Source organism: Bacillus sp. 01N45, from assembly GCF_056399205.1.
In genome coordinates, this window is record NZ_JBFTQW010000020.1 from 27,877 (window position 1) to 50,920 (window position 23,044).

A 23,044-nucleotide genomic window follows, 5' to 3' on the forward strand; every position below is an offset into this window, starting at 1 on the left:
CGAAAAGAACTTGTAGATAAAACTACAAGTTCTTTTTACTTTTCCAAAAAACAAGCGAAAGTAAACAAATATTCAAAACTTCATATTTATAAACCAATCTGTTCAAAATCGATTGTATATTCTATAGCAATATTGGTTCTTTAACGGTTGGTAAAAACTCGATACTCATAGCATAATTTAATAACAAATTGATATACTCTTGATTTGGCTCTAAACAATGTATATTCTTCAAATATCCTTGCGTGTATAAACAAGATGGTATAGCTACTGATAACTCTTCTACAGATTCTAATAAAGGCATTATGAGCTCTAAAGCTTTCTGTTCATCAGTAGTTAGATTCGTATTAAAAAACTTCTCTATATACTTCTCTTGTTTCATTAGCAGGATATCGTATCCAAAAGATTGTAAACTATTAATAAATTGATCCCATTTAAGCTGATTTGGATTACAGATATGCATGGTTTTATTTACTGTATTGGCCTTATAAGATAATTCAGTAATAGCTAAACTTCCATAGTCTACAGGCGTTAAATCTACATACGTATTGACGTCAGGAGCTATGCTAGATAGGCATATCCCTTTTAATAATCTATAAAATGCGTTTTCATTAATATTGTATTGAAATTTACCTGTTTTAGAGTTACCCACTAAATTCCCCACACGGTATATCGTGGCACGAACTCCTTTTTCCATTGCTTCTCTGACCATTTTCTCGCCTTGAAACTTACTTTCTAGGTACAGATTATCTAAATTTTGCCCTCTATCAAAATTAGACTCAAAGAATTCAAATTCTTTTGGATCGCTTTCAGCCTGACCTACTACACTTAAAGTCGATATATAATGAAAACGTGCATTTGTGTTCTTAGCTAATTCCAATAAGTATTTTGTAGACTGAACATTTACCTTTTGAAAATGCTCACGTTCTCCATAGTGTCTAACTTCTCCACCACAATGTATGATTGACTCTACCTTATTCTTTAAATGGTCCAATTGCTTTGAATCTAGACCTAGATTCATCAAAGATAAATCTCCTTCAATTAATTCTACTCTCTCCTCTAACTTTTGAAGGATTTCTTTACCGAAATAAAACTCCATTCTTTCTTTTAACTTTGCACCAATTACTTGATTCTCATTTTTTCTTACTAAACAGTATATAGTCGTAGATGGCAACTGTAATAACCGTTCTAAAATATGTGCCCCTAAATATCCTGTTGCCCCTGTAAGAAAAACTGCTTTTGGATAATTCACCATATCTAACTCACATTCTTCTAATTTAGTTGTTTCATAAACAGGAGTCGTTTTCGTTTCATTTTCCATACGAGCTACATTCATATTTTTCTCTTTCTTGAACGACATATCTTCCATCTCTTCAATATGAGAGGCTAATTTTTCTATTGTTCTATACTTAAAGAAATCTTGAATTTTCAAGTTAGGGTATAACGGTTTTAATTTGACTAATGCCGGCATAATTTTTAAAGAATGTCCACCCAAATTAAAGAAATCATCTTTTAAACCTATAGATTTTATGTTTAGAACTTCAGACCATACTTTTGCAATGTTTTTTTGCACTTTAGTTTGAGGCTTAAGTATACACTCATCGTTTTGCTCATTATCAAACTCTATTTCTGGCAGTTTTTCGAAATCAATTTTCCCATTAGCCGTTATTGGTATTTCTAACACATGAGAGTAATATTTAGGGATCATATATTCTGGCAATACATTTGATAAATATAAAGCTAACTTATTTTTCTCTATTTCTAAACCGTCCACTGTTTTATAATAAGCTTGCAATAGCATTCCATCTTTCGTTTGTGTTACCACAGCCTGATTTATCCCCTCAAATTGTAATATTGCATCTTCTATCTCCCCTAGTTCAATTCTGTGCCCTCTAATTTTAACCTGCTTATCTTTTCTTCCCATAAATTCTATATTTCCATTTGATAACCACTTTGCTAAATCACCTGTTCGGTATAACCTTTTACTGTTATCTTCTGAAAATGGATTTGCAATAAATGCCTGTTTTGTTTTTTCTTCCTGCTTCCAATACCCTTGGGCTAATCCTAAACTCTCAATATATAATTCGCCAATGCCCCCTACCGGACTATGTTGCATATATGAGTTCAATATGTAAACCTTTGTGTTAGAAATTGGAATGCCAATCGGTATACTACCTAAAATGTTATTTTCGCATTCTAAGTCTGGTATGAAATAATACATCGCTGAAACAGTTGCTTCCGTAGGACCATACTCATTTACCAGTTGTACTTGGTTTTTAAAAGTATTTTGCCAACTCCTAATAGCATTTGTTGATGCGGCTTCCCCTCCCATTATCATAAATCTTAACGAACGTATCTTTTCACTATCCAGTTTATTTAATGAAGTCGATAGTTCATTAAAAAATACTGTTGGTAAATCAGAAATAGTTGCTTGTATTTCTTGGACAGCTTGGGCATATGCTGCAGTTGAATAGCGCTGTTCATCACTTAATACATATAGTTCCGCCCCATTTAACAAAGTAGAAAAAATTTCCGATACAGAAGAATCAAAACTATGGGAATAAAACTGTGTTACTTTATCATTTGGTGAAATATGAAATACTTCATTTCTCCATTCAACTAAATTTAATACTCCTTTATGAGTTAATAATGTACCTTTTGGTTTGCCTGTTGATCCTGAAGTATAAATTACATAGGCCAAGTCATCTGGTTTATTTAAAATTTTCACATCACCATTTATTGTCGTACAATATATATCCTCTATTATTGAAACGTTATAACTACTTGAATTCAAATGATTTTTGTATTTGTAATTCGTTATAATTCTACATGCCTCGCTGTCACTTACTATATAATTTATTCTATCCTCAGGGTATTTAACATCGATTGGTATATAGGCAGCACCGGCTTTTAATATTCCAATCATAGAAACGATACTACTCATACTTCTATCTAAAAATATGGCTACCTTGTCACCTTTTTTTATACCTTTATCAAGCAAATGTTGCGCTACTTGATTAGAACTCCTATTTAATTGCCTATATGTTAAAGACTCTGTTTCAGTCGCTATAGCAATCCGATTTGATTGTGTTTCTACTTGCTTATAGAATTGCTCCTGTATATTTTGAAAATAAGGATACGGTCTTTCTGTATGATTTACCTTTCTATATAGAGATTCCTCTTCCAGTGATAGGAATGAAAGATTCTCATATGCCACTGTTCTTTGATGAATAAATGCGTCCAGTATATTAAGTAAATTTTGAGTAAACCTATTAATTGACTCTTCCTTGAAAAGATTAATATTATACTCAAATGAAATCTCTACATAATCCGATCCTTCTTCAACAGCTAAAGAAATGTCAAACTTACTAACATCTTGTTTATTAGGTAACAATTGAAGCTTGTACGCATCATGTTGTTGCAAAATATCTTTCTGGTAACTAAACATAGTAGAAAAGATCGGGTTATTTCCAAAGCTTCTATCAGGATTTATTTGCTCAATTACTTTATCAAATGGGTATGATTGGTTTTGGAAAGAATTCAAACATTTTTCTCTCACTACTTGTAATAGCTGTTTTAAATTTTTTACATCATTTAATTGTGTTCTAATAGCTAAAGTATTTACAAAAAATCCTTGTATTTGTTCAAATTCTTGATAATTCCTTCCAACAACCGGTGTACCTACAATAATGTCTTTTTGATCCGTTAGATAATGTAACAATTGAATATATGCTGCGAAAAATAGCATATACATCGAAACATTCTCTTGTTCACATACTTGTTTCAAAGACTCTTTCATTTTATTATCTAACTTCATTTCAAATACTGTACCTCTATTTGTACCTTGATGATACTTACTAAAATCTAAGGGAAGATTTAGTATAGGAAGAGGTGCTGCAAGTTCGGCCATCCAATAAGATTTTTCTGTATCCCACCGACCTAGATTTAACTGCTCTTGTTCCCACTCAACATAATCTACATATCGATTAGAGATAGTTGGCAACTCAGGATTTCTTCGTTTAGCAAAGGCACTATATACCTTCATTAATTCATCTAATAAATTCCTTACACTCCACTCATCAGTAATAATGTGATGTAAATTGATATATAAATAGGATTTTTTCTTATCAAGATTAAAAATTCTAATCCAGAAAAGCGGTCCATTTTCCAAATCAAATGGTGTATGATCCGTTTGATTTATTGTTCTACGTATATATTCTTGTTGTTCCTTTTTAGCCATGTGTTCAATCTCATGGTGTATCAAGTCAATCGCTATTGATTTTAATATGACTTGTCTAGGCTCCCCATTTTTTTCAATAAACACTGTGCGGAGCATCTCGTGTCGTTCAACTAAAAACCTTATGGCGTCCTGTAAAATATCTTTTTTCAAACTCGGCTCAATATATATGTGTAGTGGTGTATCGTATACTCTATTAATAGCGTTTGATTTATTTAAAAACCAGATTCTTTTTTGAGCACTTGATAACTGATAACTTTCCTTATCTGCAACTTTTAATATTTGCATCTTCTGTTCTTCTCTATCATGATTTGCTTCCATTAATTTATCGATGTAAGCAGATAGACTAGCAATTGTTGTATGCTCAAAAATATCTCTAATTTCTATTTTCAAATGAAACTTTTTTTGAATTTGATTTAATACTTGCACAGCAATTAGTGAATGTCCCCCAAGTTTAAAAAAGTCGTCATCTCTACTGATTCTATATTTCCCTAAATTTAAAATCTCTGACCATGTTTTTGCCAACCTTTTTTCTGTGCCACTTATTGGTGGTATATATTGATTTTGCATATTTTCAAGTAAAGATGGGATTTGTAATTCTAATTTTTTTCTATCAACCTTACCACTTGGTGATAATGGAAATGTTTTAAGATGAAATATATAATTTGGCATCATAAAATCTGGTAATCTTTCACTTAAGAATGTTTTTAAGTTCTCTTGTTTTATCTCTGTATTGTCTTTTGATACATAAAAGCTAGCAATTTTGTCATTTTGATAAGTTACTACTACTGCATCTTTTACCTCTGGGTGTTTAAATAATGCTCTTTCTATTTCATCAAGCTCAATTCGATACCCACGTAGTTTTACTTGATTATCTTTCCTTCCGATAAATTCTAAGTTTCCATTTGGTAAAAGACGTACTAAGTCCCCAGTATGATATATTTTTTTATTGCGATTATATGATTTTTCGAAAGAAATAAATGCCTCTTCTGTTTTTTTCTTTTGATTTATATATCCTTTAGCAACCCCATCACCACTAATGAATAATTCACCTACTACTCCTGACGGACATAACGTGTTGAACGGACTGACCACGAAAACTTTACTATTAGCAATTGGTTTACCTATTGGGATATTAGAAGTTTCTTCTTTTATCTCATGATTTACTTCATAAATGGTTGTACATACAGTAGCTTCAGTAGGACCATATGCGTTAAGAATTGGAATCTTTAACCCTACTTTACTTTGCCATTTACGAACTGATTCAGCAGGTATGGTTTCCCCTCCCACAAATACACATTTTAAGGAATTTAATTTAAGCAACATTTCTTTAGGCATATCAGCTATTAATTTAAAAAATGCAGTTGGTAAAAGAACAAATGTAATACCATTCTTGTTAATTACATTTATAAATTCTTCTGCAGAACGTTTTTCCATTTCAGAAATTACATGCATTCTTCCTCCGCATAACAAAATCGGAAACATTTCCATAATGGAGGCATCAAAAATCATTGTTGCAAATTGTAAAAATACATCATTTTTGTCTAAATTAAATTGATTCATTAATGAATATGATAAATTAATTACTCCTCTATGTGGTACAACTACTCCTTTTGGTAAACCTGTTGAACCTGACGTATAGATAATATACGCAGCATCTTCTATGGTATGTGTAGGCGCAATATTTTCTATAGAATTAGCGTAATGAAAATCTTCTAGATAAATTGTATGAATCGCAAAACTTTCAACCAATCTCCTGTATTCTTTCTTCGTAATAATCATTTGACTTTCGCTATCTTTTAAGATGTATTCTATTCTTTTTTCAGGAAACTTTGGATCGATTGGTACATAAACTCCACCTGATTTTAGTATACCTAGAATGCATACAATTGTATCGATCTCTCTCACCATAGTAATACTTACACGCTGTCCCTTTTTTATATCATTTTCACGTAAATAATTCGCAATTTGATTTGACCTTTGCTGCAATTCATAATAGGTAATCGATTTATCCCCCATTGAAATCGCTATTTGATTTGGCGATTTTAATGCTTGTAGATCAATTAATTGATCTAATGTTTTTAAATTAGGATATGCAAGAGTATTTGAGTTTATATCTTTGTATAAACGATGATCCTTTTTTAAAAGTAAATCCAATGAATGGATAGGTTCGTTCACATTCTTCATTAGTTTTTGTAACAAATATATATATCTTTCAACTAAATCATTCATACTATCGGGTTTATATAATGCTGAATTATAGTCAACCTCAATTTTATTCTCTGTTTCCCCTTCATATCTCATTATTCTCCAGGTCATGTTAAAAGGATTTACTCTTTTACAATCTGTTAAAACTGTGGACTCAATATCGGGAATTTTCAATTGAGGTATCCTTACCGTATTAAATGCTGTTGAATAAATCATATTATGATGTGTATTATTATTTAGATTTAAATCTCTTACTATATGTGAATATGGATTATGTTTATACTTAATAGCCAAATGAACAGATTTATTCACCTTGTTAAGTATTCCCTTAAATGTATCACCTTTTTCTATTGTTATACGTATAGGTAATGTATTAACAAAATAACCAAAAGCATTCCCTTCTTCCGTTTGTGGTCTAGTATTAATTGGAATACCTACAATAATTTCTTCAGCATTTGTCATTTGATGAAGCAAGGCACAATAAGTACTTAACATAACCCGATAGACACTTATGTTATTTCTTTTAGCAAAACATTGTATTTGATAAAATAGATCGGCATCAATATTCTTGCTTATATTTTTGTTCGTATACATCGGTTCATTCATTTTATTAATAGTAGCAGGAAACTCTGTAGGAGGTAATTCACCTTGTAAATAATCTTTCCAATAGGATGATCCTTCTATATATATTGCACTGTCAATAAAACCTTCCTCAAATTCTACAAGGCTCTTATAAGGAGATTCTAATACCAAACCTGTATTTTCTTGAAGTAATTCACAATACGTATGAGACAATTGTTGGATAAAAATTCCTAAACTACATCCATCATAAATAATGTGATGAAAAATCATATGTAAAATAAATTCATCTTCACAAAATTTAATGATGTGGAATTTAAACAAAGGTCCCTCTTCTAAACTAAATTTCTCATTCACTATAGAGTCTAAAAATTTTTTAAAAATAGATTTTTGTTCTGTGTTTTTAAAAGCAGTTAAATCCTTAATTGGTATATCAAAGTCTATACTCTTTTGAATGAATTGTTTAATTTTTTCGTCCCTCTTAATAAATAGTATACGTAGCGCCGGGTGAGATTGCACTATTAAAGTAAGCGCTTTCTTAAGGGTATCTATTTGAAGATTTCCTTTTAGCTTTATTATGTTAGCTTCATTGTTCATAGCATTTTCTAATTCCATTTGATGAGCTATCCATAATGCTTCTTGCCCTACTGTTGCATCCAATTCTTCTACAATTTCATATTGCTTTTGTATTTCCTTCATATGAATTTCTCCTTTTATAAATATTTCAAAACGGATAATATTTACAATTACAACTATATGTACACATTCTGCGATTTGTAAATGTATATTTTCCGACTAAATTCAACATTTATTTCGCTTATTGCATAGTTATTGAAATGATGAATAAAATTCATATTTATACCGTGAAAGTTCATACTTTTATTCAATTTAAGCATAAAAAACCATTTTACTAATAATTCCAATTACTTTTTATAAAGTAATCTCATATATATTTATTAAAATATATACTCTAATTTACACCCCGAAACCAAATTCAAGAATATTCCAACTGGTCACTATGTATATTTCTAATAATATACACTGAAAAGGAGGAGTCCGTATAAAATGGAATATAGATTATTAGGTAAAACGGGATTAATAGTTTCAGAGATAGGATTCGGCTCTTGGGCAATTGGTGGAGATGAATGGGGAGCAGTAAAAGATAATGAATCCATTGATGCAATTGAGAAAGCAATCGACTTAGGGGTTAATTTTATTGACACTGCTGACGTTTATGGACTAGGTCATAGTGAAACACTCGTTGCAAAAGCTATAAATAATCGCAGGAAAGATATAATCCTTTCTACAAAAGGTGGTTTAATTGGTCATCATTATGACCCCAATCAACCAGCCGTTTATGGAGATCCTCAAAAGATCATTGATGCGTTTGAGGCTAGTTTACTGCGGCTTAAAACGGATTATATAGATGTGTACTTTTGTCATATTTGGTGGGATAAACCTGAAGAAACAGAAGCCTTTCTACAAGCTTTCCAAACCTTAAAAAAATCTGGAAAAGTGAGAGCTGTTGGCGTTTCTACTAATGATTTAGATTATATAAAACATTTTAATCAGAATAATGATTTAGATGTCGTACAATTCGATTATAGTATTTTGAATAAAGAACCTGAAAAAGACATCCTTCCTTATATTGAAAAACATAATTTAGGTGCTGTGATAAGAGGTCCACTTAAGATGGGAATTTTAACTGGGAAATTTAATCATGAAACTCAATTTCCAGACGATGATTTAAGAAAAGATTGGCCAAAAGAAAAGTGGTTTAAAGATAGCTTAAACACAGTAGAGAAATTACGTTCACTTTTACGTTCAAATCGAAGTTTAGCGCAAGTTGCTTTACGTTATGTTTTAAGTCACGCAGCCGTTTCAGTTGCTATTCCTGGTGCAAAAAATTCTACTCAGGTTGAAGAAAATTCTTCACACTTAACTCGTCCATTATTATTAGATAATGAAATTGAATTCATTAAAAAGCTTTGATCAGATCATTATTCACCTACAAAAATTATGCTGATTCTTCTACCAAATCCATACTACTACTTCTTCTCAACTAGAACATATTTTTAACACTTCCACCCTATTTTTTTCTCTTTCTCCAACAATATCTACAGTTTATAAGGTAGTTGAGCTCTTATATTCAACTACCTTATAATAGTTCTACATTAGAGTAAATTATCTACTACATTAGTTGAATACATGCTAGGACATCATGCAAACCAAATAAACAATTAATTCAGAAATATTTTTAGAAACTTCATTATCTCACAATTACTTTTTTTAAAATAAATCAAAAAATTTTTCTTTACTTTAAATTCCATAGTTCATATAATCTTCTATGGAATTACATTTTTTTCTAAATAGCTCCTCATTTCTAAGTATTCAAAAGGGCAATTACAAATTATTACACCCTTATGTTTAACCAAGTAAAATAAAAATCCAGTTTTTCACAAGGAGAAGTGACTGCATGCAAGATATTTTAAAATTATTTCCGAGCGTTGACGGAAATGAAGAAAAACAACAACTTTTATTAGAATCTATGCAGAAAATAATTAAAAATCTTGACCGATTAAAAAATGAAGAGCGAGCTACTTTAGGTAAATGTGAGGAAAAATCCGAAGGATACTACAATGGCTTAATTCACCAAAGTCATATTCCACTAGCTGGAATCACTATGTCTGAGGTTATAGAAGAGCTAAACCAATTTATGAATGGTCATCCTTATCCAAATAAATATTACTTGTCTAACGCTGTACCACTACCAAGTATACCTTCACTATTAGGTGTAATAACCATGGCCCTTTTAAATGGTAATGGTGTTTGGGATGTATATGGTCCAGGGGCAGCTGAAGCAGAAGTAAAAGTTGTATCCATGCTTTCAAAACTGATTGGTTATAATCCGCATAATAGCGGTGGCTATACAACATGGGGTGGACAAGGATGCGTGTTTTCGAGCTTGCGCTTAGCAATTTCTAAACAATTCCCATCAGCAAAAGAACATGGCGCTCCACAAAATGTATATTGCTTTGCTTCTGAAAATGCACATTATAGTTTATTAAAGTCAGCTGAAGCAACTGGCATCGGATCAAATCACTTAATAAAAGTGAAAACTGATCCATATACAAATTCTATGGATATAGAAGATTTAGAGAATAAAATGATACAGGTTATTAAAAATGGCGGTATCCCCCTCTATATTCTAGCTACTATGGGGTCAACAGATACATTTACCATTGATGATATAAAAAAAATTAAAGAGAGTGCTGAAACAATACAGAAAAAATATAAATTAAAGCCTATTTATATCCATGCTGATTCTGCAATGGGCGGATTCTATAGCTTCTTTAATAATTATAATTTTGAAGAAAATCCACTCTCATTTGAACCTAATGTAAAAAACGCCTTACAATACGTACAAGATAAAATGCAATATATGTCTCTTGCAGATAGTGTATGTTTTGATTTTCATAAATTAGGACAAACACCTTATGCTTCAAGTATTTTAATCGTAAAAAATCATACTGATTTACAACTGATGGACATTGAACAAGATGATACACCTTATCTTGGTAATAGATCATATGGTAGTTATCATACAGGCTATACCTTAGAATGCTCACGAGCTGGTAGTGCTATTCCCATGTATATCAATCTATTAGCCTTTGGAATTGAAGGATATCAAAAATTATTAGCAAATTATATTCGTGTAAATCTATTATTTAGAGAGAAGTTGCGCAAGGCCCTGCCTCAAGTCGCAATCACAAATGATTTTACATATGGACCAATTACAACCTTCCGTTTCTATATGAATGGAGATGGCCAAGAAAATTGGGAAAAAGAACGAATAGGTCTTGCAACAAAAGAAGAGATTGAGGATACAAACCGATTAAATATAGAACTATTTAATTATCTAGGAAAAAATCGCGATCGAGTATTTTTTGGTGATACAACTCGTTCTTGTGTAGTAGATGCAATAAACAGTTGTGATAGAAATTCAATTTCCACATTAAAATTCTTTTCTATCTCTCCATATACAACTGTTGAATGTATAGATGAGATTGTAGCATTTCTTTATGAACATATTTCGATTGCTACTAAACAGATTTATTCATATGTTTAATAATCATTTTGGTAAGCGCTTTAATAATTAAACTTAACTAAATTAAATAATACTTTTAATTACTATTAATTACATCAGGAAAGAGGAAAAACATATGAATATAGAGCTACTTGATACACACCACGTGAAAGATGCAGCACATTTACTTGCACATTCTTTTGTGAATAATGAACCTCTTGTAAGCAGTTTACAAATTCCTTTTGCTCCTTTTCACAAAATGTGCGAAGAAATGATGAAACAAGCTGTATCTCAAGCTATGTCATTTGTAGCAATAGAAAATTTTCAAATTGTTGGGGTTCTTTTAACAAAAAAAGTAACCCAGCCACTAATAGATACAGATAAAGCGACTGAACTATGCCCACAAATGGAGCCTATTTTTCAACTTTTAGATACATTAGAGACAGAATCTATTGAGTTTTCTCATTTAGATAAAGAAAAATTGGTCTATCTAGATATGGGCGCTTGTCATCCAGATTGGATGGGAAGTGGGATAATCACCACCCTTCTTTCACATGCCATTCAAGAGATAAGTAAAAAAGATTTTGATTTTATTGCTGCTTGTACAAATAAAATTTCTCAAAAAATCCTAAAAAAACTGTGTACGACCTATGAAATGAATGAAATAGTGTATAGTAATTTTCTTTATAAGGAAGCATACCCATTTGCTAACACAACAACTTCCTTAGCAGCACAATTACTATATATACCTCAATCCCAATTCGTCATTAAGGCCATATAAATTTGCGAAGAAGACTAGCTGTACTTTTGTGCAGCTGCTTTTTTATATAGAGTAAATAAGTAATAGATATTCTTACATAAGTGATACCTTTCACAATTTAACTTCTTCGAATTCAATAGCCACTTTCTCAGCATGCCTTATTTCTCTGCTTAACCTACCTAAAGATCCCCTTCTATTTATTTCAACATGTTTTCATTTCATACGCTCCATTATTTCGTCTATACCAGGAACTTAAATACTTTTCCCCATTTTAATGTCTAATCTTTTATTGTTTAAGTAACGAGTTATACACAGACTCCCACTCTTAAACACTTTAAAACATATTACCTGATAACCCCTTAATATTCCCTATAATACTGACGGTTACAAGTCTCTTTCATTTCATTTATCTATTCATATTACATACCCTATAGCTATCTAATCTTCCTTAAAGAATTCCATTTAAAATACATGATAAAAGGAAACAAACGTGTGATATTTAGCATTTAAGAAAAAAGAGTGAGAATTACTGGATTCCCCTTTCTTCTCTTCCTTTTAAAAAGCTCTTTTAAGTCTAATTCAATTGTATTCCTGCTTAATAACATGCTCACTAATCATTAACAATTTGTATAGCTATATAAAGACTCTACTAATTCATTAAAGGAATCTCCTTCCCCCTATCGAATTATTGTAGAGGAAAGGAGAGGAATACATGGAAATTCTAGGATTAGACCCTCGCGCATTAGCGACTTTAGGTGCACTTGAATACACCAATCGTCGCAATAAATTAATCGAAGACTCGGAGAATAACATATACGAGTGTAAAGAAATAAAAGAAATACTTCAATCACTCCCTAAAGAGAAGCAGATTGAGGTTCTTGAGAATCAAGCTCACTTTGAAGCTGTGGCAAAGATGATTGAACAAAACAATTTAATTCTTTTAGAACAGATGAAAGCTCTACAGCTAATTCAGAAATAACAAACTTATGATTAATTAATTCTACATATGCTTCCATATATAATGTCTTTTTATCTATACCATTAGCCTCTGTTTTGATAGGAGCTTTTATTATGCTTTGATTCATATTTTGAATTTGAATTGTTTCTTTCACATGTATGAATAGATCTTCTAATAAACCTGGTGTAGACTCTACTATAAAGATAGCCCCATAAATAATACAGTAATCACATAATATCCCCTCATATATGTCTTTTTTAATTTTTTTGAGAAATGCTGCAACAAAATCTTTTAAACACTCAGGAATTAAGGCTTTTTAAAAATTCATTTTCTAATTCTACTATCTTTTTTTTACGAGCTTTTATTTTTCTTACAGGCACCCCAGCATACATATACCATTCATCTAAACTTTCTTTTACCATACTCATCGCACCAACTGCCGCTCCTTCTCCTATTACTACATTTGGAAAGATAATAGCGTGCGCACCAACAATAGCATGCTTTTTTAAAGTAACTTTTCCAGCTTTCACATTTTTATATTGATGTGGAACAGTCGGTCCCATTAATGTATTTCCGCTAAAATCATCAATTGCTGCATATACAATTGTTTTTGATGAAATATTTGCAAAATCATGCATTTCAATCCCCATTTCTCCTCCATATAAAGCTGTATATGCCGCTATATGCGAGTAACTTCCAATTGTAATTTTGCCACTTAAAATGCAAAAGTCATCGATTCTTACATTATTTCCAATAGATATAGCACCTGGATTATATATGCTGGTTTTTTTACTTATTAATACATTTTCCCCGACAGATAGAAAGCCAATTTCGCTCAACTCTTCTTGACTATAAAAACTATTCATCTGTGGACATCCCCTTCTGCATTAAACACATTATAATTTTCTCTACGATTTCTTTTGTCATTCCTTCCCATAAAGGGAGACTAATTATTCGTTTTGCTATTTTATTTGTATTTGTTAAATCTGTAGACTTATATTTTTTAAAAAAATCTTGTTGATGACAAGATGGTGAAAAATATGATCTAGCTTCTATCTTTTGCTTTTTCAACTCTTCTATTATCTGCATATTGTTAATTTTTTCTGAACAGAGGATAGGCATAAATTGATGAATAACTGCTTTTGTCTTTTGAACTTGCCAGCCTTTTTTTATTAATCCCGTACTTTGTAATAACTGTTTATACCATTCAGAGATACGAGTTCGTTCTTGCATTTTTTGATTCCATTTATTTATCGTTGTAATCCCAATAGCTGCTGCATATTCAGTCATTTTACAGTTAAACCCCATCATCGTACATTCACGATTATGATCAAATCCAAAATTACCCATTCTTTTAATTTGATTTATCTCTTCCTCATTATGGCTATATATCATACCACCTTCACCAATTCCGAAAGGCTTTGTTGCATGAAAGCTATATACAATCATACCACTAAAATTCTGACCGTAATGTACACCCTCATGCATTAATCCAAACCCTGGTGCCGCATCTACAACAACCGGAACGCCCTTTTTCTCTAATTCTTCATAGTCTTTCAAGTCCATCCATGATCCGAATGTTGCATATGGAACAACAACTGCAACCTCTTCTTTTAATTCATCAATCTTATCCAAAAGTACCGTTTTATCCATACACCAATCATCTAATGAAATATCAATAAAATAAGGCTCCAACCCACACCAAATAGCTGCCAATGGAGTAGCAGGGAAAGTAAAACTAGGCATAAGAGCATACTTTCCTTTTTTTCTTTTCTTACATTGAATTGCCGCCATTAACCCTAGCGTTGCGTTTGCTACTGTTGTAACTGTTCCCCTGTTCTGAAAAAATTCCGACATAATTGTTTCTTCAAAACGTTGATTTATAGGTCCATAATTTGTATATATGTGGGATATATCAATTCGCTCTAATTCATCTAAGTACTCGTTTGCAGGTACAATTGACGCACGTAAAAAAGGAATATTCTCCATATGCATCTATTCCTTTCTATCATTTTCGGACAATATAGAGCATATCCGTTTCAGATAATCCGAATTTCCTAGCAATTTCTATTCCTTGTTTCTGAGCTATGTTATACAATTCCACCTTAAATCCCGCATCTGTTAATCGTTGAATAAATCCCGGTCGATTATAAATCCTAACATGATCTTCTTGACCAAAGGCTATTTTTCTCAATAATGGCGTTACAATAGATTTATCCTCTATAATAAAATCTACATTCATTACGATTGGCACTTGAATAATTCCCCATCCATTTGGCTTTAGTACCCTATATAATTCTCGCATTGCTTTTTCATCGTCAGGCACGTGTTCTAATACATGACTACATAAAATAACATCGAAGGTATTATTTTCGTATGCAATTCTCGTAATATCAATTTCCTCCATTAAAGAATCCTTTGGTTCTAAATCCCCACATATATAAGTAATGTTTTCAAACTGGTTAAGCCATCCCCTTACCTTCACTTCAGGTGCAATATGAAGCATAGTATAATTCCTACTTAACAAATCTGTTTCTGTTTCAATGTACGCACGGTACAACCTGTCACGATCCATCGAATAGCAAACTGGACAGATACCTGTATCTTTATTCCACATCTCAAATTCATATTTTAGAAAATCATAATGTGCTGGCCAAGGAGAAAAACTTTTAAATTCTTGATTGCAATATTGGCAATAACAAATATTTTTCTCAAATATTTGAGTAACTAGTTTAATTAACCCACTTTTTATCTTTTCATTATAAATTTGATCTAGTTCTCCACTTCTTACTGCATCCTTAAGTATAAATCCCGCATTCTCCAAACAATAAGATAAGCTCTCTTTATAATCTTGTTCAGTATTTAAAAACCCACTATTATGTGCATCTGTAATTAATTCAATCCATTCTTCAATTGTCATTAATATAAAGTACATTTGTTTTTGATTTTGTCCACTATGTTGTCTAAAGTAGCTAAGAGGTTCCTCTATATAAACTACTTTTCCTTTCCTCATCATATCTAACCAAGTTGCAATGTCATTAATAGAAGAATACGCTTTCCCCTTAAAATAACCAAATTTCCCTCCAAAAAAATTGCGATCAAACAAAACCGTTGTCGGTTCTCCAACTACGTTTTTCAAGTTTTTCAACATATAATTCCCTAGTGTTTCCCCTTCAAAAATTGTAGTTTCTGTGGCAATTTTCAAATTCAATGTTGAGGGGGGTAATACCTCTCCATTCTCATCAATCAGTTCACGGTACGACGTCACAAATGCAATGTTTTCTAATTCAAAAAAGTATTTCATCATTCTCTCAATCTTTTCAAGATGAAATAAATCATCATCTAATAAAAAATTTATATATTCACCAGTAGCAAGCTCTATACATTGATTAAAATTTTCAGCCACCAATGGATTTTCATTTTTAACATATGTTATACATTCATGTTCTTTTAAGTATGGCTGGATCATTGTTTTTACTTCATCATTTGTACTATCGTCAGAAATTATAATTTCAATATTTTCATAGGTTTGATTCAAAGCACTTTTGAGGGCTAATTCTAAGTAATGAGGTCTATTGTAGGCAGGAATTAGTATACTGACTTTTGGGAGGTGCGAGTTGATATTCATACGCTCTTTTTTCTTTTCAATATTTATTTTCTTTAGCTTGATTTGTTGATAGTAGTCCAATGAATATAATATGGATGATGGAACAATTCTTCTTGCATAGTCTAGAAAATTTGTAATAGCTCTGTCTAACTCCTCTTCGGAGGATAAGAAACCATATTTTTCTCCAGCTATAATAATACTATGAGAAAAATCTTCTAGCCCATCCATCATTTTATTAGATTCATTTAACTGCTGATTAGAATGTAATCGAAAGTAACTGAGTGTCTCCGCTATATATACTGCTTTCCCTTTACTCAGTAAGGATAACCATGAAGCTACATCTACGTTGCAAAGATACCGCCTTTTATCAAATACACCATACGGCTCTGTTAAATCACTTTTACGAAATAAAACCGTTGTCGGTTCTCCTATATAATTCTTTTGATTCATAATCACCATTTTTCCTAATTGTGACCCATCTATAATCGTATCTGTATAAAATAAACGCATCGTTGAATAAACATCTGGCAATAGGTTTCCTTCTGCATCCATTACTTGGCGATGGGATGTTACAAGCTTAATTTCATTATCTAGGTCATTTAAAAAGTATTTCATCATTTTTTCAATTTTATTTACATGAAATAAATCATCATCCATTAAGAAATTTATATACTCACCTTTCGCTTTATGAAATAACATACGTGAGTTCTCAAATTGTCCAAGAGTTGACCTATTTTTTATATAAATAATATTTGAATGATCATACAAGTACTTTTGTAACACTTTCTCTGTTTCGTCGTTTGTACTATCATCCCCTATTATAATTTCTATATTAGGATACGTTTGTTCTAATACACTACATAAAGCTTTTTCAAAGTAGTGCGGACGATTATACGTAGGAATTAATACACTTACTAAAGGTGTTTGATTTATTTCCTTTTCATTTGTACCATTTTCCATTCTATTCCTCCGCCTTTTTATTTATTTTCACTTTTGAAATATACATGCTACTACAAATCTATTTATTAGACGAACTAGATCTGAGAGGTGTTGCGAAAAACAAATAAATAGCTTTAAAAACAGCATCTATGTTGACATAGTATAGAATAAACCTGGATAACTTTTTTCGTCCCATTCTATTTATTTGTAAAATGCGGCATTCTTTTTTCAATAAATGCCTTTACCCCCTCCTTCACATCCTCTGTTTGAAATACTTTTCCAAAGTAACGCGCTTCAATCTCAAGCCCTTCTTGTAAAGGTACTGCTGCCCCTTCGCGAATTGCCAACTTCATATAGGCGAGAGCTGGAAGAGAAAATTTACTTATATCCATTGCAATCTCTTTTGCTTTATTTAACGCCTCTCCTCGAGGGGTAATGTAGTTAACCAAGCCTATTTCTTTTGCTTCTTTAGCTGTAATCGATTTCCCTGTGAACATCATCTCTTTTGCTTTTCCTTCTCCAATTAATCTAGGTAAGCGTTGGGTTCCTCCAGCCCCAGGAAATAAACCTAACGTAATTTCCGGTAATCCAATTAAAGATTGTTCTTCTATTATCCTTAAGTCACAAGCAAGTGCTAATTCACATCCACCACCTAGCGCTAACCCATTAACAGCAGCTATAGTCGGTTTAGACAGATTCTCTAGTTGATTAAGAGGTTGTTGCAATTCAAATGATTTCATCTCGGCATATTTTTCACCTTTGCCCATCCAATCTGGAAATTCTTTTATATTCCCTCCTGCTACAAAGGCCTTTTCTCCACTTCCAGTTATAATTACGACTGAAATATCATTATCAATTTCTATTTCCTCTAATACATCTACTAATTGTTGAACTACTTCTAAACTTAAAGTGTTGACTGGTGGATTTTGAATTGTAACGACTGCAATACTTCCTTCTTTATTACAAGTTACTACTCGTTCATTCTTCATAAAAAATCCCCTTTTAAACTACCTAATTTTTCACAACACCAAGCATCTTTACTTCACTCACCATCAGCCTAAATTTCCAAATATGGTTCCGCTTTTAGAAATTCATCAATTTATTGTATGAACTGTAGAAGCATAAAATGAGCAATCCTTTCTTGGCACCATTTTATAATCACAACATATTTTTAAATTGTTCTTTTACTGTATTAATTTGGCTTCATGTTTCTTTGGTTTCCGTTACACAGTTTCTGAAGCTGGGATGACTCTTAGAAAAAATGAGATAAGAAGACTGATACATGAGGAACATTAAATGAGAACAGTTTAAGAAAGACACTATTTTAGTAACCACTTGTATTAAAGTCTTTCTTAACTAATTTGTTGTAATTACAATTGAACTACCCCCACTTTCACTTCATTTAGAAGTGGGGAATTCCTAAGTAAAGAGTTCTATCGAACGCTAAATAAAAAAGCTTATCCTTTAACACGTAATGATAAGCTTTTTTATTATTCTTTTCATTTTTTGTTTTCGGAAGTATTTCTTTAAGTTGATAGCAGTGCAGTGCTATCCCATCACTATAAAGCAAAAACTTTATAGTGCTCTCAAAACGGAAACAACAAGTTGCATTTATATAAATAGCTTTTGGAAAATTGATAATTTTGTTTAGGGATACTTTAAGATTTTAGCTTGAGAGGCATATAGTGCAACCTCATACAGAGTGATTAGGATATTAAACTTAAACGTGTTATTTTTAGCATTCTAAATAATCGGGTTCAATGTATTTTTCTGTTTCAGGAGAGCTTTTAATTTCTATAGGATATTTCTTAAAAGCTACAACAGTAACCCTATCTTCTTGAACTAAACTTCTGGATTCATTTATAGAAGAGAAACCTGTTCGCGTTAAAAAATTGTATAGAGAGGATTTTGTCATCCAAAAACTAGTAATGTTATCTAATGATGCCCATTTTGATTTTAAACGTTCTTCTATTGATGAATTAGCAGAGTGTTCTAGCATTGTGTGCCCCTTATATTCATAATTTTTATAGAGTACTGATACATTGGGAGTATGAGTGATATGAGTATCAATTATTACAAACCTTTTGCATACTTCATACACTTTTTCTAAAAAAGGGAATACATCTGAGCAATCTAAATGATATAAAATACCAGAGCATAAAACAATATCAAATTGACCATATTTTTCAGCACTTAAATTTCTTACATCATCTTGATAAAAGGTTAAGTTTTCCAACCTTAATAAATCTTTAGCAAATATAGCTTTTTGTACGTTTGATTCTCTTCCTTCTATCCCTACAACAGTTGCTCCTTGCATAGCAAACTCAATAGCGTAATGCCCCTCTAAACAAGCTAAATCTAAGATTCGAAGATTTTTAAAATCACATTGTGTGATATCTTGAATCATTGTCACAATTTTTTTTAACGCAGGATTTGGTTGTCGAATATCTCTTGTATATAGAGTATCCGTTAATTTAATATCATAAGCGGTCCATTCACCATATTTACGAATAATGTTTTCTTTTTCGAGAACAAAATCTTTCATGATACAATTCGCCACCTTTAACATAATATTATGTGTAATATATACCTTTATAAGATCAATATATGTGTGTATAACTTGTATTTAGACGAAGGTAAACATTTTAAGTCTAATTCTATTGTATTCCTGCTAAATAAAATTCTCACTAATAAAAAATATGTTATATAACTATAAAAACTCTACCAAATTATTAAAGGAATCTCCTTCCCCGTATCGAATTATTGTAGAGGAAAGGAGAGGAATACATGGAAATTCTAGGATTAGACCCTCGCGCATTAGCGACTTTAGGTGCACTTGAATACACCAATCGTCGTAATAAATTAATCGAAGACTCGGAGAATAACATATACGAGTGTAAAGAAATTAAAGAAATACTTCAATCACTCCCTAAAGAGAAGCAGATTGAGGTTCTTGAGAATCAAGCTTACTTTGAAGCAGTGGCAAAGATGATTGAACAAAACAATTTAATTCTTTTAGAACAGATGAAAGCTCTACAGCTAATTCAGAAATAACAAACTTATGATTAATTAATTCTACATATGCTTCCATAAATAATGTATCTGTATTTATACCATCAGCCTCTGTTTTTACAGGGGCTTTTGTTATGTGTTGATTCATATTTTGAATTTGAATTGTTTCTTTCACATGTATGAATAGATCTTCTAATAAACCTGGTGTAGACTCTAATTCCTGCTTTTCAATTTCCTCTGTGACGGCACTGATAAATTCCCATAGTACTTTTGCACCTAGTAGTTCTGCTAAACGTTTTTCACGCATTTCAAAAGTTTTCATGTTCATATTTAACCACTTCCTTCTCCTTTCGAAATAAAAAAGAAGAGACTGCTCCTCTCATCTTTTTTCACCTTCTTTTGTATTTTGAAATCCAAAATTCTTATTTCCCCACTACAATTCTTAATAATTTAAGATAATCTATCACATCCTTGCTAGTTGATTACTTATCCTATTCCCACAACGCAAAAAAACCTTCCAGGAATACATTCGTATTACAAATTAGCGTATATGCGTTATACACTTCCTTGTAATGAATCGTAAACCCGAAAGGTTTGTGATTATTTAACAATGATTAAAAAGGAAAAATTTTCTTGAACTTATTATATAATAAGTTCATTTCTATTTCAGTTAAAGAAAACGACATATTCATACTTTCTTATAGAAGGACTTCCTTGACGCTACTCTCTATTGAAGACTAAAAGTAATATATGATAGTTTACTTTCATACGCTGACTAAAAGCCGCCCTTTTCCAATGATTTCACCTAAAAAATTTCTATGTTTTTTTAATTACTTTCCTTTAAAATAGCTCATTTCTCATATTCCCAATCAGCTTTTTAAAGTATAACAATTTGCTACAGAACCACTACCAGTAACACTCGTCATATAAGCAATTATTTGTTGTATATATTCACTATTAATAATAGGCCATTGAACACCTAATAATTTTAGCTTTTTTTGAGTTTCAGTCGAATCAAGCTTTATTGGTTTATAACAATTATCTTTTGGCTCTTCAAATGTCATGAGATTTTGAATATCTTCCTGTTTCTTTTTATCTTTAGATATTTCTAAAATAAATTGCTGATACTCTGTTTCAGAAATTACTTTAATTGGATATCCCATTGAATTTAGTAACTTTACAAGTTCCTTTAAATTTAACGTAAGATGATTGTATATATGATTTACGCAATCTTCACTATTTTCATGCACTTCATTTGATGTTACAAACCCTGTGATAATTTTGCTGCAATAATCTACAGGTGTAAATTCAACTTCACTTGATAATAATACATCTGTCACGATACCATATTGTAATATAAATTTTAATTTGCTCATAAATGCATTTTCGGTGAAGTTATATTGATGTTGTCCATCAATATATCTATTTGTAAGATTTCCTACTCTATAAATAGTAGCATCTGTTCCCCTTAATATTGCCTTGAACACTTCATATTCTGCTAAAAATTTACTTTTCACATACACATTATCTTTGTAATTTTGTTTTACATAAAAATCGCTTTCTTTATATATTATTTCCTTTTCACTTAATACAAATTGTCCTGCTACACCAGTCGTAGATATATGATGTAAATCCTTAGTATCACCAACAAATGCAAGAAGTTCTTTCACCGCCTGGACATTCGCTCTTTCAAATTCACTATACTCGCCAAAATGTTTTGTTAAAGCCGCAGCATGAATAACAGTTGAGATTTGTTGATGAAGCTCCTTATATAATGCGTTTTCTAATCCCATATTTTGTTTAGCTAAATCACCTTGCACAATAAAGATACGCTGATTTACTAAAGATTGATATCTTACAAATTTGTTTTTAAAATAAAATTGTAACATGTCTAATAAACGATTTTTCGCCTCTAGTTTATTTTCCCCACGAACTAAACAATATATCTTACATTCTGTAGTATCCAATAGTTGTTCTAGTAGATGTATACCTAAGAATCCTGTAGCTCCTGTTAAAAGTATTTTGCTATTATTACTAAATGCATATCTTTTTGTTTCCTTTAGCTTCTTCGGAGGTGTTAACAATTTAATATCTAATGTATCTGAATGTGAATTTACTCTATATCCATATTGAATTTTTTTAGCTATATTATTAATAGTTTTTAATTCAAAGTAATCTTTAATAGTTACATTCCAGCCTTCAGAAAATGTTTTTACTAAAGTACTCATAATTTTTAAAGAGTGCCCACCTAGTTCAAAAAAATTAGCGTTTATCCCAATGACAGAGGAGTCAATCCCTAATACCTCTGACCAAATTTTTACCAATTTTCTCTCTACTCTATTCCGAGGTGCTATATACCCATCGCTTGTTTGTATAATAGAATCCCATGCAGGTAAAGCATTTTTATCTACCTTCCCATTAACAGTTAACGGCAATGATTCTATCTTGATAAAATGAGCCGGTACCATATAATTTGGAAGATGTACCTCTACATGTTTTCTCCACTCTTGTACATCTCCTTCACCTACAATATAGGCTACTAAGATTTTATCTCCAAATGTATCTTCTTGCGCTACCACAGTAACTTCTTYAATGTCTRGATGTTTTCCTAATATTGTTTCAATTTCACCTAACTCAATTCGAAACCCTCTAATCTTAAC

General features: G+C 31.5%; 12 protein-coding genes. 3 read left to right on the forward strand and 9 right to left on the reverse strand.

Features of this window, described 5'->3' with window-relative positions; genetic code table 11:
• Positions 1–121 precede the first annotated feature (121 nt).
• Positions 122–7,720 (reverse strand): non-ribosomal peptide synthetase, encoded by a 7,599-nt coding sequence (locus tag AC1DMU_RS27900; protein WP_476941658.1) that lies wholly within the window; start codon positions 7,718–7,720, stop codon positions 122–124.
• Between the two features lie 366 nt (positions 7,721–8,086).
• Between AC1DMU_RS27900 and AC1DMU_RS27905 the strand changes: the two genes are divergently transcribed.
• From AC1DMU_RS27905 to AC1DMU_RS27915, 3 genes are all read left to right on the forward strand, one after another.
• A complete protein-coding gene (locus AC1DMU_RS27905) occupies positions 8,087–9,013 on the forward strand; it encodes an aldo/keto reductase (RefSeq protein ID WP_476941659.1) in 927 nt (308 codons plus the stop codon).
• Between the two features lie 484 nt (positions 9,014–9,497).
• Complete coding sequence (locus AC1DMU_RS27910) at positions 9,498–11,150, forward strand: pyridoxal phosphate-dependent decarboxylase family protein (RefSeq protein ID WP_476941660.1); 1,653 nt, start codon at positions 9,498–9,500, stop codon at positions 11,148–11,150.
• A gap of 94 nt (positions 11,151–11,244) precedes the next feature.
• Complete coding sequence (locus AC1DMU_RS27915; protein ID WP_098368421.1) at positions 11,245–11,889, forward strand: GNAT family N-acetyltransferase; 645 nt, start codon at positions 11,245–11,247, stop codon at positions 11,887–11,889.
• A gap of 833 nt (positions 11,890–12,722) precedes the next feature.
• Here AC1DMU_RS27915 and AC1DMU_RS27920 read toward each other — a convergent pair.
• The 8 genes from AC1DMU_RS27920 to AC1DMU_RS27955 form a co-directional block, all read right to left on the reverse strand.
• Positions 12,723–13,076: a hypothetical protein gene (locus AC1DMU_RS27920; RefSeq protein WP_371878399.1), complete on the reverse strand. Its 354-nt coding sequence runs from the start codon at positions 13,074–13,076 to the stop codon at positions 12,723–12,725.
• Positions 13,077–13,125: 49 nt separating this feature from the next.
• Positions 13,126–13,692, reverse strand: a complete 567-nt coding sequence (locus AC1DMU_RS27925; RefSeq protein ID WP_088063441.1) for an acyltransferase — start codon at positions 13,690–13,692, stop codon at positions 13,126–13,128.
• The gene (locus tag AC1DMU_RS27930) at positions 13,685–14,815 is read right to left on the reverse strand and encodes an aminotransferase class I/II-fold pyridoxal phosphate-dependent enzyme (protein WP_088063440.1); all 1,131 of its coding nucleotides are present in this window, start codon (positions 14,813–14,815) and stop codon (positions 13,685–13,687) included. Before AC1DMU_RS27930 ends, AC1DMU_RS27925 begins: the two co-directional genes overlap by 8 nt.
• Positions 14,816–14,834: 19 nt before the next feature.
• Entirely contained in the window at positions 14,835–17,393 is a 2,559-nt protein-coding gene (locus AC1DMU_RS27935; RefSeq protein WP_476941661.1) for a glycosyltransferase, read from the reverse strand.
• 176 nt (positions 17,394–17,569) lie between these two features.
• Positions 17,570–18,361 carry an enoyl-CoA hydratase gene (locus tag AC1DMU_RS27940; protein ID WP_476941662.1) on the reverse strand — a complete coding sequence of 264 codons (792 nt, stop codon included), beginning with the start codon at positions 18,359–18,361 and terminating at the stop codon, positions 17,570–17,572.
• Between the two features lie 746 nt (positions 18,362–19,107).
• A complete protein-coding gene (locus tag AC1DMU_RS27945) occupies positions 19,108–19,917 on the reverse strand; it encodes a class I SAM-dependent methyltransferase (protein ID WP_000651404.1) in 810 nt (269 codons plus the stop codon).
• Positions 19,918–20,301: 384 nt separating this feature from the next.
• On the reverse strand, positions 20,302–20,712 hold the full coding sequence (locus AC1DMU_RS27950) for a hypothetical protein (protein WP_353842055.1): 411 nt from the start codon (positions 20,710–20,712) through the stop codon (positions 20,302–20,304).
• Between the two features lie 541 nt (positions 20,713–21,253).
• On the reverse strand, positions 21,254–23,044 hold a 1,791-nt coding region (locus AC1DMU_RS27955), incomplete at its 5' end, for a thioester reductase domain-containing protein (protein ID WP_476941663.1).

Excerpts from the sequence above, each read along its gene's own strand:
- AC1DMU_RS27900 (WP_476941658.1), bottom strand. The coding sequence starts at position 7,720 with ATGAAGGAAATACAAAAGCAATATGAAATTGTAGAAGAATTGGATGCA.
- AC1DMU_RS27905 (WP_476941659.1), top strand. The coding sequence starts at position 8,087 with ATGGAATATAGATTATTAGGTAAAACGGGATTAATAGTTTCAGAGATA.
- AC1DMU_RS27910 (WP_476941660.1), top strand. The coding sequence starts at position 9,498 with ATGCAAGATATTTTAAAATTATTTCCGAGCGTTGACGGAAATGAAGAA.
- AC1DMU_RS27915 (WP_098368421.1), top strand. The coding sequence starts at position 11,245 with ATGAATATAGAGCTACTTGATACACACCACGTGAAAGATGCAGCACAT.
- AC1DMU_RS27925 (WP_088063441.1), bottom strand. The coding sequence starts at position 13,692 with ATGAATAGTTTTTATAGTCAAGAAGAGTTGAGCGAAATTGGCTTTCTA.
- AC1DMU_RS27930 (WP_088063440.1), bottom strand. The coding sequence starts at position 14,815 with ATGGAGAATATTCCTTTTTTACGTGCGTCAATTGTACCTGCAAACGAG.
- AC1DMU_RS27935 (WP_476941661.1), bottom strand. The coding sequence starts at position 17,393 with ATGGAAAATGGTACAAATGAAAAGGAAATAAATCAAACACCTTTAGTA.
- AC1DMU_RS27940 (WP_476941662.1), bottom strand. The coding sequence starts at position 18,361 with ATGAAGAATGAACGAGTAGTAACTTGTAATAAAGAAGGAAGTATTGCA.
- AC1DMU_RS27945 (WP_000651404.1), bottom strand. The coding sequence starts at position 19,917 with ATGAAAGATTTTGTTCTCGAAAAAGAAAACATTATTCGTAAATATGGT.
- AC1DMU_RS27950 (WP_353842055.1), bottom strand. The coding sequence starts at position 20,712 with ATGAACATGAAAACTTTTGAAATGCGTGAAAAACGTTTAGCAGAACTA.